Raw genomic sequence first — 13502 nt, 5'->3', positions numbered from 1 at the left:
CGCCAGTATTTTTGAGTTAAACCATTGTGACGGATATATTTTGTTCCTGCATCCGTTTTTTCATGGTGCGCTTGGTTCTGTCAATCACATCGCCCACCAGCTGCCCACAGGCGGCATCAATATCATCGCCCCGGGTTTTGCGAATGGTGACAGTGTTGCCATATTGCATCAACACCTTGTTAAAGCGGTCAATGCGGCTGTTGCTGGGCTTGCCGTAGGGGTTTCCCGGGAACGGATTGAACGGGATCAGATTGATCTTGCAGGGCAGATCCTTGAGCAGCTCGGCCAGCTCGTGAGCATGCTGCATATCGTCATTGACATGATCCAACAGCACATACTCTATGGTCACCTTGCCGTGGTTGGCATTGGACACCGCCAGATAACGACGAATGCTGGCGATCAGCTCGGCAATATTGTACTTGTCGTTGATCGGCATAATCTCGGAGCGCAGCTTGTCGTTGGGCGCATGCAAAGACACCGCCAGGGCCACGTCTATCATGTCGGCCATTTTGTCGAGTGCGGGCACCACACCGGAGGTAGACAAGGTTACCCGGCGCTTGGACAGACCAAAGCCATAGTCTTCCAGCATCAGCCGCATGGCAGGTACTACGTTATTCAGGTTAAGCAGCGGCTCGCCCATACCCATCATCACCACATTGGTGATGGGTTTGCGGCCGGAGTCACGCACAAAACCAACCCGAGTGGCAGCACGCCAGACCTGACCGATAATTTCAGATACTTTCAGATTACGGTTAAAGCCCTGCTGAGCGGTAGAGCAGAATTTACAATCCAGGGCACAGCCCACCTGGGAAGACACGCACAAAGTGGCACGGTCACCATCGGGAATATAGACGGTTTCCACTTCCTGTCCGCCCACCATCATGGCCCACTTGATGGTGCCATCGGCAGACTTTTTCTCAACGCTTATCTCTGGCGCACGAATTTCGGCGCGCTCCTTCAGCTTGCCTCTCAACACCTTATTGATGTTGGTCATCTGATCAAAATCGTCGCAACCGAAATGATAAATCCACTTCATCACCTGGTCGGCACGAAAAGGTTTCTCTCCCATCTCCTGAAAGAGTGCTCGCATGCCGTCACGATCCAGATCCAGCAGATTAATTTTGGTTTCACTCATCGGTTGCCTCACGCGTTTTACCAGAGCCTACAGGGCGCAAAATTGTACAGAGTTTAGCACCGGGTTGCCAGTGGCAAGCAAAACCAGTGCCGTATGCGGCCGGGCTTTTCAGAGCAGTAAAATAACAGGTACAAAAAAAGGCGCCGAAGCGCCTTTTTATTGCCGTTCAGCTCGTGATTAACGAGTGCGCGGGCAGATTTCTTCGTCGCTGAAGAAGTAAGCGATTTCGCGAGCAGCAGACTCGGGAGCATCGGAGCCGTGTACAGCGTTTTCGTCGATGCTGTCAGCGTAGTCGGCACGCAGGGTACCGGCCGGGGCGTCGGCGGGGTTGGTGGCACCCATGATTTCGCGGTTACGCAGAATGGCGTTTTCACCTTCCAGTACCTGAACCATTACCGGACCGGAGGTCATGAAGTCAACCAGAGCCTTGAAGAAGGGGCGCTCGCTGTGCTCGGCGTAGAAGCCTTCAGCCTGCTCACGGCTCAGGTGAACCATTTTGGAAGCAACAATCTTGAGGCCAGCAGACTCAAAACGGCCGTAGATAGCGCCGATCAGGTTTTTGGCAACAGCGTCGGGCTTGACGATGGAGAAGGTACGTTCGATAGCCATAGGAGTATCCTTTAAATCAACAGGTTCTGTTTTCGATAGTAAAAACGCGCGGATTATACGAAAACCGGCGGCGAGTTAACACCGCCGGCGATGAATTTTATTCGCCTTGTTTCTGGCACACCTGAGCCAGCATGGCGGCAATGGTGCGCACGCCGTGGCCTTTGCCACCGGCAGCCCAGAGGTCGTTGGGCACCTTCTGGTAAGAGCCCGACAAATCCATATGCACCCAGCTGCGGCCGTTATCGGGCACAAAGCGGGACAAAAACGCTGCGGCGGTAGAAGCACCCGCCTGCCCCTCACCCGCATGAATATTAGCCATATCAGCAAACGAGGAGGTCAGCAGGCCCTGATGAAACGGCTCCAGCGGCAGCGGCCAGGCTTTTTCGCCTTCCGCTTTGGCCGCCTGCACGGTTTGCAGCGCCAGCTCGTCGTTCATGCTGAACACGGCATTGTAGTCCCGGCCCAGGGCCATTTTGGCGGCACCGGTGAGGGTGGCTGCATCCAGAATAAAGGGCGCGCCGGTGGCCGAGGCCGCCAGCAGGCCGTCTGCCAGCACCAGCCGGCCTTCGGCATCGGTATTGAGAATTTCCACGGTCAGGCCGTTGCGGTAGGTAAGAATATCCCCCAGCTTGAAGGCATGGCCCGATACCAGGTTTTCGGCACAGCACAAAAACAGTTTCACCCTGTAATTCAGGCCCCGGGAAATAGCCAGCGCCAGCGCACCGGTAACGGTGGCGGCACCGCCCATGTCTGATTTCATGACCGACATGCCGTCAGAGGGCTTGATGCTGTAACCGCCGGAGTCAAAGGTAATGCCCTTACCCACCAGACAGGCCGCCACCGGCGCATTCGGGTTACCACCGGGATTATAATCCAGCTCCAGCAGCGTAGGCGGCCGGCTGCTGCCCCGCCCTACTTCATAAATGCCGATATGCCCCAGATCCTTAAGCTGCTCGCCGCTGTAAATGCGATAGGTCACGGCATCGGGGGCCAGCGACTGTATAAACTTGCCCGCTTCCGTAGCCAGTGACGCCGGATAAACGTCTTCCGGCGTGCCGTTAATCATTTCCCGCACCCAGTTAATGGCGGTGCGGCGGGCATTAAACTCTATTTCATCATCGGCGCTAAGCTCGGCCAGCTCCAGCTGCTGGCCGCCCTTGGCGTTGTAAAAGCCCTGAGCAAAAGCCCAGCTGGTTTCCAGAGTCCAGCCCTCACCACAAAGTGCCAGCTGCTTGATGCCCATGCCGTCCAGCTTGCGGCCGGCCTGCTGCACCCGGCGGGCAACCTCATTTTCACCGGTGTGAATATGCACTTCGTCATTATGAAAACTGAGCAGTGCCTTGTCGCCCCAGCAGGCGGGGGCCGCGTCTGTGGTCAGCATGACCTTCATGGTTGCAGACATCATGACTCCTTGTTCTTTGATAAATAATGTTTGGTCGAAAAACAGAAAAAGCCACAGTATCACTGTGGCTCGAAAGAAAGCTATAAGCGGTGAGCTGAAAGCTGGAAGTCTAAAATTATTCTGGCTGGCTTCCGGCTTCAAGCTTCTGGCTTTCAGTCAGTCGACTTCGTCCATCCAGGCGAGGATAATGGCTTCCAGAATGCGCTCGTTGGAGTGCTCCGGCTCATCGTCAAACTCGTCCAGCGCACAAATCCACTGGTGCAGATCGGTAAAGCGCACCGTTTTGGGATCCACCTCGGGATATTCTTCCAGCAGGGCCAGTGCTATGTCCTGGCTGTCGGTCCATTTCAGGCTCATATCAACTCCTTGGTGAATCGCTACGCTTAATGGCCTTCCGACACCATATTGATGGTATAGCGCGGAATTTCCACCACCAGATCTTCATCATCCACAACTGCCTGACACCCCAGGCGCGACTCCGGCTCCAGCCCCCAGGCCTTGTCCAGCATGTCGTCTTCCAGCTCGGTGCTTTCTTCCAGTGAGTCAAAGCCCTCGCGCACTATCACATGACAAGTGGTACAGGCGCAGGACTTCTCACAGGCGTGCTCAATGTCGATGCCATTGCGCAGTGCCACATCCAGTACGGTTTCACCGGTCTTGGCCTCCAGCGCGGCCCCTTCAGGGCACAGCTCGGCATGAGGCAAAAATACAATTTTCGGCATGGTTACACCTTGTCCACTCGTTGGCCGGCCAGCGCCTTGCGAATGGAGGCATCCATTCGGCGGGCGGCAAAGTCGGCCGTTTGTTTGTCGGTCTGTTCAATGGCCTGCTTGATGGTCTCCGGATCTTCACCCTGAGCTGCCTGCTGCAGAGACTCCAGCGCGGCGATAATCCCGGCCTGCTCCTGCTCGCTGAGCAGCGCATCGCCATCGGCCTGCAGGGCGCTGATGATGTTTTCCACCACCCGGGCCGCTTCCACTTTCTGCTCCGCCAGCATACGGGCGGCAATGTCTTCCTGAGCATGTTCAAAAGAGGCCTTGAGCATGCTGGATATATCTTCTTCCTTCAGGCCGTAAGAGGGTTTGACCTCAATGCTGGCCTGCACGCCGGAAGATTTTTCCATGGCGCTGACCGACAGCAGACCGTCGGCATCCACCTGAAAGGTAACGCGAATATGGGCGGCACCGGCGGCCATGGGCGGAATACCGGTGAGCTCAAAGCGGGCCAGGGAGCGGCAGTCGGCCACCAGCTCACGCTCGCCCTGTACCACATGAATGGCCATGGCGGTCTGGCCGTCCTTGAAGGTGGTGAATTCCTGGGCCTTGGCCACGGGAATGGTGGTGTTGCGGTGAATCACCTTCTCCACCAGGCCACCCATGGTTTCCAGCCCCAGCGAGAGCGGAATCACGTCCAGCAGCAGCATGTCGCTGTCGGGCTTGTTGCCAATCAGAATATCCGCCTGAATGCTGGCACCAATCGCCACCACCTTGTCGGGATCGATGCTGGTGAGCGGTTCACGGGCAAAGAAGTCCCCTACCCGCTCCCGCACCAGCGGAACCCGGGTAGAGCCACCGACCATCACCACATTCTGCACCTCGTCCTGACTGACGCCGGCGTCTTTCAGCGCCCGGCGACAGGCCATCAGTGTCTTGTTCACCCAGGGCTGAATAAGACTGTTGAACTGCTCACGGGTCAGCTCCCCCTGCCAGTCCTGCCAGCTGACGGTAATCGTCTCACTGTCGGTGAGTGCCACCTTGGCGGCGTTGGCCACATCCAGCAGATTGCGCTGCTGTGCCGGTGTCAGTCCGGCAATACCCGCCTGCTGCTGAATCCAGTCGGCCAGCGCATGATCGAAGTCATCGCCGCCCAAAGCAGAGTCACCGCCGGTGGCCAGTACTTCAAACACGCCCTTGTGCAGACGCAGAATGGAGATATCAAAGGTACCGCCACCCAGATCAAATACCGCTATGACGCCTTCCTGTCCGGAATCAAGGCCGTAGGCAATGGCGGCGGCGGTAGGTTCGTTCAGCAGGCGCAGCACATTCAGGCCGGCCAGCTGAGCGGCGTCCTTGGTGCCCTGACGCTGAGCATCATCAAAATAGGCCGGCACTGTAATCACAGCACCATTCACCGGATTGCCCAGCACCTGCTCGGCCCGCTCACCAAGGGCCTTGAGAATATCGGCAGACACCTGCACCGGGTTCATCGGTCCCTGAGGGGTATTAAGCTCGATGATGCCGGCACCGGTATCGCAAAAGTCGTAGGGCAGCTTGTGCACCGGCACGTCTGCCAGGGCCTTGCCCAGCAGCCGCTTCACCGAAATAATGGTGTTTTGCGGATCCAGCTCGGCTTCCTGTTTGGCGCTGTAACCAATGCGTTTTTCGTCTGCGGTGTAATGCACCACAGAGGGCAATAACTCCCGGCCTTGATCATCAGCCAGGGTTTCTGCCAGACCACTGCGCACCACGGCCACCAGTGAATTGGTGGTACCCAGATCGATGCCAATGGCCCATTTATGCTCGTGAGGAGCCGCGCTCTGGCCCGGCTCGGATATTTGTAATAATGCCATGAGATTCAGAATTCCTGCTGCGCGTCTTCTACCCGCTCAAGCTCAGCATGCAGCTTGGCCATAAATTTAAGTTTGCGCACCGTGTCGGCGGCCTGCTCCCAGTCTGCGGCGCTCAGCTGTTGCTCAAGCTCACGGAAGTATTCATCGGAAGCCTGCTTCAGCTCCCGCTCAAAGGCCATGATGGCAGCAAATACATCGGTGGCGGCAGGAATCTCTTCCAGCTGCTCGCGCCATTCCATTTGCTGCATCAGAAACATGGGATCTTTCAGGGTTTGCTGCTCGCCGCGAATATCCATGCCCTGCAGCGATAACAGATATTCGGCTCTGCTCAGAGGGTTTTTGAGGGTAGAAAAGGCGTCGTTGATGCGGGCGGCCTGTTGCACCGCCTGCAGGCGCTCCCGCTCGGGGCGGGAGGCGAATTTATCGGGATGGAACTGAGTCTGTAACTGACGATAGGCCTGTGCCAGTACCTCACCGTCAATCCGGAACTGGGCCGGCAGGCCAAACAGCTCAAAATAATTCATGCTGCCTTCCTTAAACGTTAAAACTCTCGCCGCAGCCGCATTCCCCGGTCATGTTCGGGTTGTTGAAGCGAAAGCCTTCGTTCAGGCCTTCTTTAACAAAGTCCAGCTCGGTGCCATCCAGGTAAACCAGGCTCTTGCTGTCGACGATCACCTTGACCTCGCCATGCTCGAACACCTGATCGCCTTCGGACAGCTCATCCACAAACTCCAGCACATAAGCCAGGCCGGAGCAGCCGGAGGTTTTCACCCCCAGGCGCAAGCCAAGGCCCTTGCCTCGGTTGGTAAGAAAGGTCTGCACCCGCCGGGCGGCCGCGTCGGTAATGGTGATCGCCATAATATCTCCGTTACGCCAGGTTCTTTTTCTTTTTGTAGTCGTCGATGGCCGCCTTTATGGCGTCCTCTGCCAGAATAGAGCAGTGGATCTTCACCGGCGGCAGTGCCAGTTCTTCGGCAATATCGGTATTTTTGATGCTGGCTGCTTCATCCAGACTCTTGCCCTTTACCCATTCGGTAATGAGTGAGCTGGAGGCAATGGCAGAGCCACAACCATAGGTCTTGAATTTGGCATCTTCAATAATGCCGTCATCGGTGATTTTCAGCTGCAGCTTCATTACATCGCCGCAGGCAGGCGCACCTACCATGCCAGTAGCAATGCTCGGGTCGTTTTTGTCAAAACCGCCCACGTTACGGGGGTTTTCATAGTGATCAATTACTTTTTCGCTGTAAGCCATGATTCTGCTCCTCTCGCAATCCGTTTACACCTTAATGGTGTGCCCACTCAACTTTATTCAGGTCCACGCCGTCCTTGAACATTTCCCACAACGGAGACATGTCGCGCAGGCGGCCAATGGACTCATTTACCAGACGAATGGCGTAATCAATTTCTTCTTCCGTGGTAAAACGACCAATGCTGAAACGAATGGAGCTGTGCGCCAGTTCATCAGTCAGGCCAAGTGCACGCAGCACATAAGACGGCTCCAGGCTGGCAGAGGTACAGGCCGAGCCGGAAGATACCGCCAGATCTTTCAGCGCCATCATCAGTGACTCGCCTTCCACATAGGCAAAGCTGATGTTGAGAATGCCGGGAACAGACTGTTCCAGATCGCCGTTTACATGTACTTCTTCAATGTCTTTCAGGCCATTGTACAGACGCTGACGCAACGCCAGAATACGCTCGCTTTCAGCCTGCATTTCTTCTTTGGCAATACGAAAGGCCTCACCCATGCCCACAATCTGGTGAGTGGGAAGCGTGCCGGAGCGCATGCCCCGCTCATGACCGCCGCCGTGCATCTGAGCTTCCAGACGTACCCGCGGCTTGCGGCATACATACAGAGCACCAATGCCCTTGGGGCCGTAAATTTTGTGTGCCGACATGGACAGCAGATCAATGTTCATGCTCTGTACGTCCAGCGGAACCTTGCCCACACTCTGGGCCGCATCCACATGGAACATGATTTTGCGGCTGCGGCACAGCTCACCAATGGCTTTCACGTCCTGAATGACACCGGTTTCGTTATTTACGTGCATCAGGCTTACCAGCACGGTGTCATCACGCAGAGCACCTTCAATCTGCTCCAGAGTAAACAGTCCATTGGACTGCGGCTCAAGGTAAGTCACTTCATATCCTTCCCGCTCCAGCTGACGGCAAGGGTCCAGCACGGCTTTGTGCTCGGTTTTTGAGGTGATAATGTGCTTGCCCTTTTTGCCATAGAAGTGGGCAATGCCCTTGATGGCCAGGTTGTCGGACTCGGTGGCACCGGAGGTGAACACAATTTCACGGGGATCAGCGTTGATCAGATCGGCAATCTGATTACGGGCAATGTCTACCGCCTCTTCCGCCTGCCAGCCAAAGCGGTGGGAGCGGGATGCCGGGTTACCAAAGAAGCCGTCCGGTGTCAGGTATTGCATCATTTTTTCAGCAACGCGCGGATCTGCCGGGCAGGTGGCCGCATAATCCAGATAAATGGGCAGTTTCATCATATTCTCCGTTCCAGCGCTGCCCTTTGAAGGCAGTCTTGTCATCGACATTTTAAAGTTGAACTTTCAGGCTCACTTGCTGACCGTCTTTCTCATTCAGGCTCAGCATGCTCAGATGTTTGTCTTGCTCTCCGGATATACGCCGGACCTCATTCTGGCTGACCAGCTCCGCCAGGGAGATGGCATCCAGAAAGTTGCTGATGCGCTCACTCAGGGCACACCACAATGAATGCGTAAGACACTGATTACCACCGTGGCAGTCACCCTTGCCCTGACACTTGGTCGCATCGACCGACTCATCCACAGCGGCAATCACGGCCCCGACAGAGATATCAGCGGGCTCAAGCCCCAGCAAATAACCGCCTCCCGGACCACGGACACTGCTCACCAGCCCTTGTTTGCGCAGGCGGGAAAACAACTGTTCCAGGTAAGACAGAGATATCCCCTGTCGCTCGGAAATATCGGCCAGAGATACCGGTCCGTTATTGGCATGCAGCGCCACATCCAGCATGGCGGTGACAGCATAACGCCCTTTCGATGTCAGTCTCATGAAGTTAAACCGTTTTCGAACATGGCCTCAGATTGTCATACCTGAGTGTTTTAGTCAAGTATATAGCCGAGTGAAATACTGGGTTATTCTGCTTTTCTGTGAGTGCCAAAACGCTGTACGGAAGTCAGTATACCGCGCAAAATATTCAGTTCATGATCCTCTGGCCGGGCCCGGTTAAACAACCGGCGCAGCTTGGTCATCACCTGTCCCGGATGGGGCTTAATAATAAAGCCGGTCTCCAGCAGAGTCTGCTCCAGATGAGCATAAAAGCGCTCCAGGTCATCGGCCAGCGGATAATCGGTGGCTTCCGGCTCGTGATGGCTGCCCGCCAGCCAGGCCATACGCACTTCATAACTGAGTGTCTGCACGGCCATGGCCAGATTAAGGGAGCTGTAGTCCGGATTGGCAGGAATGGAAACGTGATAATGACATTGCTGCAGCTCCTCGTTGGTCAGGCCGGTACGCTCCCGGCCAAACACCAGCGCTACTTTGTGATTGGGCGCTTCAGTCATGGCTTTTTCCCCCGCCTGACGAGCATCCAGCATGGGCCAGGACCAGGTACGGGAACGGGCACTGGTGCCAATCACCAGACCGCAGTCGGCCACTGCCTCGGCAAGCGTGGGCACAATGCGGGCATTGGCCAGAATATCGCTGGCACCGGCTGCAAGTGCCACCGACTGACCATCGGGAGGAGAAACCGGATCCACCAGGCAGAGATCGCTCAGCCCCATGGTTTTCATGGCCCGGGCGGCGGAGCCGATGTTGCCGGTATGAGACGTGTTTACCAGCACGATGCGTACTTGCTCAAGCATATTGACTTTGTTTCCGTTGCGCTTAAGGCGCAGGATTTTAACACAGTCGTACCGGTGGATCAGGTTTTAATCGTGAGCCGGCTCAGCGTTTCAGTCTTGCCTGCTGACCAATCAAGTCCAGTTCCAGCAACGCATAACGATGTTCGACAAAATCATAAATGTTAGTCGCCAGGGCCAGCTTGAGATATACCTCGGCCTGCTCGGGCTGAGCATTGTGCTGAGCCAGCTTGGCCAGATAGAAATAGGCTTCGCACAGCATTTCCGCCAGCTCCTGATTATCCTGGCTTTGCTCGGAAATACGGCTTAACAGCACCTCGGGAGCCAGCCGGCCCAGATAGACATCCACTATGTCCCAGGCCCATTCATCAGTGCCATATTGATCACGGTGAGCAGCCAGTGTCGTCAACGCATCTTCGGCATCAATCTGGTAACGGGCCAGATGCCACCACAGCAAACGATAAGGATCGGCGGGCTCGGCATCCAGAAACACCCGTAAATCCCGCGCGGCAAGCTCGGGCCGGCCACCATAATACAAGGCAATACCCCGGTTCAGGTTGGCATAGACATAATCCGGTGCCAGCTCCAGTGCCGAGTCGAACGACTCGTAAGCTTCGTCAAATTCCTGATTCTGAGTCAGATAGACGCCGTTAAGATTATAGGCATCAGCAAAATCAGGCTGTTCCCGTAATGCCCGGTTAAAGTCAAGGCGGGCCATAGCACGCAGACCAACCCGGTCAAACACCACGCCACGCTGAAAAAACAGCTCGGCTCGCTGCTCCGGGGTTAATCCCGGGGCATTAAGCATCTGTCCCAGACGGGCAATGCCCAGTTCGCTTTGGTAGGAAACCTGCATCGGCACCGGCAATACCAGAGTGGGTGTGACCACACCGGGTGTACTGCAACCATTTAGCATCAGGCCAAACAGGGCCAGAGCAGCAGGCAAAAATCTGTATTTCAAGTAGGCTCCGAACTTGTCTTTTTCTATTTCCCCATGTTATGCAGCCACAGCGCGTTTGTCATGCTGCAAATGCAATCAATCGGCATAAAGCGCCGAAAAATAAAAAAGGAGCCCGCAGGCTCCTTGTTTTTCATTAAATCCGGCTTAGGTCAGGGGCTCCTGATCTGCTCCTTCCTTTTCTACCACGGGCGGCAGCATATGCTCCCGGGTTACTCCCAGCAGCATGGCCCAGGCACTGGCAATATAAATAGAAGAGTAGGTACCAAAACCAATACCCAACAGCAGTGCTGTGGCAAAACCGTGGATCAGGGCACCGCCCTTGAGGAACAGCGCCACTACCACCACCAGGGTGGTGGCCGAGGTGATCAAGGTCCGGCTCAGGGTATCGGTGATGGCTTCGTCAAATACCCGCTCCGTGGTAGTGTCACGGACCCGGCGAAAGTTTTCCCTTACCCGGTCAAATACCACTATGGTGTCGTTGAGGGAGTAACCTACCACCGTCAGCAATGCCGCAACTATGGTGAGATCCACCTCAATCTGCATCCAGGAGAATACGCCCAGTGTAATGATCACATCGTGCGCCAGTGACAACACGGCACCGGACGCCAGACGCCACTCAAAGCGAATTCCGACATAAATCAGGATACACAGCAGCGCCACCAGAATGGCCAGACCACCCTGCTCTGCCAGCTCTTTACCGATAGACGGCCCTACAAACTCCAGCCGTTTCATTTGCGCATCCGTCGACAGCTGCTGCATGGCAGCCATGACTTCCTCACCCTGCTGTTGCACATTGGCACCGTCTTGAGGTGGCATACGGATCAGCAGGTCACGGCTGGTGCCAAAGTGTTGCACTGTAGCCCCGCCAAGACCGGCTCCATCCAGCTGATTGCGCACTTCATCCAGCTCCACTGCCTGCTCAAAGGCCACTTCCACAACGGTGCCGCCGGTAAAGTCCAGCCCCCAGTTCAGGCCCTTGGTGGCCAGGCTGAAAAAGCACAGGGCCATCAGGATCAGTGAGAGTACTGTCGCGCCCTTTGAAAAGCGCATGAAAGGCAATGGCTCTCTGGTCTTGAGGATTTCAAACATCGCTCAAACTCCTCATATCGACAGCTTTTTGAGACGCTTGCCGCCCCAAATCAGGTTAACAACGGCCCGGGTACCGACAATGGCGGTAAACATGGAAGCCAGAATACCGATCATCAGGGTCACGGCAAAGCCCTTGATGGGGCCGGTGCCCACAGCAAACAAAATGATCGCCGTAAGGAAAGTAGTGATGTTGGCATCGGCAATGGTACCAAAGGCTTTTTCATAGCCTATGTGAATAGCCTGCTGCACACTGCGCCCGTCCCTCAGCTCCTCACGGATACGCTCGAAGATCAGCACGTTGGCATCCACCGACATACCTATAGTCAACACTATGCCGGCAATGCCCGGCAGTGTCATGGTGGCACCGGGTACCATGGACATGACGCCGATAATGATCACCAGGTTGGCCAGCAGTGCCACGTTGGCCACCAGACCAAACTTGCGGTAGTAAATAGCCATAAACAGCACCACTGCCAGCAAGCCGTAGATCATGGCCAACAGGCCGTTTTCCACGTTCTGCTTGCCCAGACTCGGGCCTATGGTGCGCTCTTCCACAATCTGAATGGGCGCAATCAGGGCACCGGCACGCAGCAGCAGCGCCAGGTTCTGAGCTTCCGCCATGGAGTCGATGCCGGTAATGCGGAAGCTGCGGCCCAGCCGGGACTGAATGGTGGCCACGTTGATCACTTCCTGCTCTTTGCGCAGGGTCGGCTTGCCTTCTGCGGTCAGCTCGTCACCGGGTTTGTATTCGGTGAATACCGTGGCCATGGCCTTGCCCACATTGTCTTTGGTGAAGTCGGCCATGCGGCTGCCACCGGGGGCATCCAGACTGATGTTTACCTGCGGACGACTGAACTCATCCATGCCGGAATTGGCATCCACAATATGCTCACCGGTGAGGATAACGCGCTTTTGCAGTACCACAGCGCGGCCATTGCGATCACTGAACAGTTCGGAACCGGGCGGCACTCTGCCCGCCGCCGCCGCAGCGGCGTCGGCACGCTCATCCACCAGCCTGAACTCCAGGGTAGCGGTAGCACCAAGAATTTCCTTGGCGCGGGCGGTGTCCTGAATGCCGGGCAGCTGCACCACAATACGTTCAGCACCCTGGCGCTGTACCAGCGGCTCGGCCACGCCCAGCTCATTCACCCGGTTACGGATAATGGTGATGTTCTGCTGCAGGGCGTACTCCTTTACTTCCTTAAGCCGCTGCTCACTCATCACCGCAAACAGGCCCACATTGTCACCGTTATCCCGCGTGGTAAACACCAGCTCCGGATATTGCTGGCGCAGATGGCTGATGGCCTTGTCGCGGGTGTCCGCATCACGGAACAGTACCAGGGTGCCGCCGTCCCGGTTCAGCACGCCGGAATAGCGCAGCCGCTCCTGACGCAGCTCGGTACGAAAATCCTGTACCGTCTGCTCCTGCACCCGGCTCAGGGCTTCGTCCATGTCCACTTCCATCAGAAAGTGCACACCACCACGCAGGTCCAGACCCAGTTTCAGCGGGCCGGCCCCAATGGCTTCCAGCCAGGCGGGTGTGGACGGGGCAAGGTTAAGAGCAGTGATATAATCATCACTCAGCGCCTCGGACACTATGTCTTTGCCTCTGAGCTGATCATCGGTATTGGTAAAACGAATAAGTAGCTGATCATTTTCCAGGGCGGCACTTTTCACATCAATGCCGGCCTGAGTCAGACTTTGCTGCGCCTGGACCAGTGTCTCGGAAGAAACCTGAGTGCCACGGCTGCCGGACACCTGAAGCGCCGGATCTTCACCAAACAGGTTGGGTGCTGCATAAAGAAAACTGATGGTGATCACCAGGATCACCATCAAGTATTTCCACAGCGGATATCGATTCAACACGCTGTGCTCCT

General features: G+C 56.0%; 15 protein-coding genes. All 15 read right to left on the bottom strand.

The annotated features are described in order from the left end of the window. Positions 1-16: 16 nt before the first annotated feature. The 15 genes from R0I78_RS09900 to secD all read right to left on the bottom strand — a co-directional run bounded on the left by R0I78_RS09900 (position 17) and on the right by secD (position 13491). On the bottom strand, positions 17-1135 hold the full coding sequence (locus R0I78_RS09900) for a bifunctional tRNA (adenosine(37)-C2)-methyltransferase TrmG/ribosomal RNA large subunit methyltransferase RlmN (RefSeq protein WP_019934283.1): 1119 nt from the start codon (positions 1133-1135) through the stop codon (positions 17-19). Positions 1136-1312: 177 nt separating this feature from the next. Continuing rightward, on the bottom strand, positions 1313-1744 hold the full coding sequence (gene ndk, locus R0I78_RS09895) for a nucleoside-diphosphate kinase (RefSeq protein ID WP_317075205.1): 432 nt from the start codon (positions 1742-1744) through the stop codon (positions 1313-1315). 97 nt (positions 1745-1841) lie between these two features. Next, on the bottom strand, positions 1842-3146 hold the full coding sequence (pepB, locus tag R0I78_RS09890; protein WP_317075204.1) for an aminopeptidase PepB: 1305 nt from the start codon (positions 3144-3146) through the stop codon (positions 1842-1844). A gap of 156 nt (positions 3147-3302) precedes the next feature. Continuing rightward, entirely contained in the window at positions 3303-3503 is a 201-nt protein-coding gene (gene iscX / locus R0I78_RS09885; protein WP_019934286.1) for a Fe-S cluster assembly protein IscX, read from the bottom strand. 26 nt (positions 3504-3529) lie between these two features. Further along, on the bottom strand, positions 3530-3868 hold the full coding sequence (gene fdx, locus R0I78_RS09880) for an ISC system 2Fe-2S type ferredoxin (RefSeq protein WP_019934287.1): 339 nt from the start codon (positions 3866-3868) through the stop codon (positions 3530-3532). 2 nt (positions 3869-3870) lie between these two features. Continuing rightward, positions 3871-5715 (bottom strand): Fe-S protein assembly chaperone HscA, encoded by a 1845-nt coding sequence (hscA, locus tag R0I78_RS09875; RefSeq protein ID WP_019934288.1) that lies wholly within the window; start codon positions 5713-5715, stop codon positions 3871-3873. A 5-nt stretch (positions 5716-5720) separates the two neighbouring features. Further along, positions 5721-6239: a co-chaperone HscB gene (gene hscB / locus R0I78_RS09870; RefSeq protein WP_317075203.1), complete on the bottom strand. Its 519-nt coding sequence runs from the start codon at positions 6237-6239 to the stop codon at positions 5721-5723. A gap of 10 nt (positions 6240-6249) precedes the next feature. Continuing rightward, positions 6250-6573, bottom strand: a complete 324-nt coding sequence (iscA, locus tag R0I78_RS09865; RefSeq protein ID WP_019934290.1) for an iron-sulfur cluster assembly protein IscA — start codon at positions 6571-6573, stop codon at positions 6250-6252. 10 nt (positions 6574-6583) lie between these two features. After that, entirely contained in the window at positions 6584-6970 is a 387-nt protein-coding gene (iscU, locus tag R0I78_RS09860) for a Fe-S cluster assembly scaffold IscU (RefSeq protein ID WP_019934291.1), read from the bottom strand. 31 nt (positions 6971-7001) lie between these two features. Continuing rightward, positions 7002-8216 (bottom strand): IscS subfamily cysteine desulfurase, encoded by a 1215-nt coding sequence (locus tag R0I78_RS09855; protein ID WP_019934292.1) that lies wholly within the window; start codon positions 8214-8216, stop codon positions 7002-7004. Between the two features lie 52 nt (positions 8217-8268). Continuing rightward, complete coding sequence (gene iscR, locus R0I78_RS09850) at positions 8269-8766, bottom strand: Fe-S cluster assembly transcriptional regulator IscR (protein ID WP_026344735.1); 498 nt, start codon at positions 8764-8766, stop codon at positions 8269-8271. Positions 8767-8849: 83 nt separating this feature from the next. Further along, entirely contained in the window at positions 8850-9578 is a 729-nt protein-coding gene (gene trmJ, locus R0I78_RS09845) for a tRNA (cytosine(32)/uridine(32)-2'-O)-methyltransferase TrmJ (protein ID WP_019934294.1), read from the bottom strand. A gap of 82 nt (positions 9579-9660) precedes the next feature. Beyond that, positions 9661-10536 (bottom strand): lipoprotein NlpI, encoded by an 876-nt coding sequence (nlpI, locus tag R0I78_RS09840; protein ID WP_317075202.1) that lies wholly within the window; start codon positions 10534-10536, stop codon positions 9661-9663. Positions 10537-10680: 144 nt separating this feature from the next. Further along, the gene (gene secF, locus R0I78_RS09835; RefSeq protein WP_019934297.1) at positions 10681-11625 is read right to left on the bottom strand and encodes a protein translocase subunit SecF; all 945 of its coding nucleotides are present in this window, start codon (positions 11623-11625) and stop codon (positions 10681-10683) included. 12 nt (positions 11626-11637) lie between these two features. After that, the gene (secD, locus tag R0I78_RS09830) at positions 11638-13491 is read right to left on the bottom strand and encodes a protein translocase subunit SecD (protein ID WP_026344736.1); all 1854 of its coding nucleotides are present in this window, start codon (positions 13489-13491) and stop codon (positions 11638-11640) included. Positions 13492-13502: the final 11 nt, after the last annotated feature.

The organism is Oceanimonas sp. CAM02, assembly GCF_032842915.1.
Taxonomy (GTDB): Bacteria; Pseudomonadota; Gammaproteobacteria; order Enterobacterales; family Aeromonadaceae; genus Oceanimonas; species Oceanimonas smirnovii.
This window is presented reverse-complemented; position numbering and strand designations above follow the sequence as displayed.

Excerpts from the sequence above, each read along its gene's own strand:
- R0I78_RS09900 (WP_019934283.1), bottom strand. The coding sequence starts at position 1,135 with ATGAGTGAAACCAAAATTAATCTGCTGGATCTGGATCGTGACGGCATG.
- R0I78_RS09855 (WP_019934292.1), bottom strand. The coding sequence starts at position 8,216 with ATGAAACTGCCCATTTATCTGGATTATGCGGCCACCTGCCCGGCAGAT.
- iscX (WP_019934286.1), bottom strand. The coding sequence starts at position 3,503 with ATGAGCCTGAAATGGACCGACAGCCAGGACATAGCACTGGCCCTGCTG.
- hscB (WP_317075203.1), bottom strand. The coding sequence starts at position 6,239 with ATGAATTATTTTGAGCTGTTTGGCCTGCCGGCCCAGTTCCGGATTGAC.
- secF (WP_019934297.1), bottom strand. The coding sequence starts at position 11,625 with ATGTTTGAAATCCTCAAGACCAGAGAGCCATTGCCTTTCATGCGCTTT.
- ndk (WP_317075205.1), bottom strand. The coding sequence starts at position 1,744 with ATGGCTATCGAACGTACCTTCTCCATCGTCAAGCCCGACGCTGTTGCC.
- iscU (WP_019934291.1), bottom strand. The coding sequence starts at position 6,970 with ATGGCTTACAGCGAAAAAGTAATTGATCACTATGAAAACCCCCGTAAC.
- iscR (WP_026344735.1), bottom strand. The coding sequence starts at position 8,766 with ATGAGACTGACATCGAAAGGGCGTTATGCTGTCACCGCCATGCTGGAT.
- hscA (WP_019934288.1), bottom strand. The coding sequence starts at position 5,715 with ATGGCATTATTACAAATATCCGAGCCGGGCCAGAGCGCGGCTCCTCAC.
- pepB (WP_317075204.1), bottom strand. The coding sequence starts at position 3,146 with ATGTCTGCAACCATGAAGGTCATGCTGACCACAGACGCGGCCCCCGCC.
- trmJ (WP_019934294.1), bottom strand. The coding sequence starts at position 9,578 with ATGCTTGAGCAAGTACGCATCGTGCTGGTAAACACGTCTCATACCGGC.
- fdx (WP_019934287.1), bottom strand. The coding sequence starts at position 3,868 with ATGCCGAAAATTGTATTTTTGCCTCATGCCGAGCTGTGCCCTGAAGGG.
- iscA (WP_019934290.1), bottom strand. The coding sequence starts at position 6,573 with ATGGCGATCACCATTACCGACGCGGCCGCCCGGCGGGTGCAGACCTTT.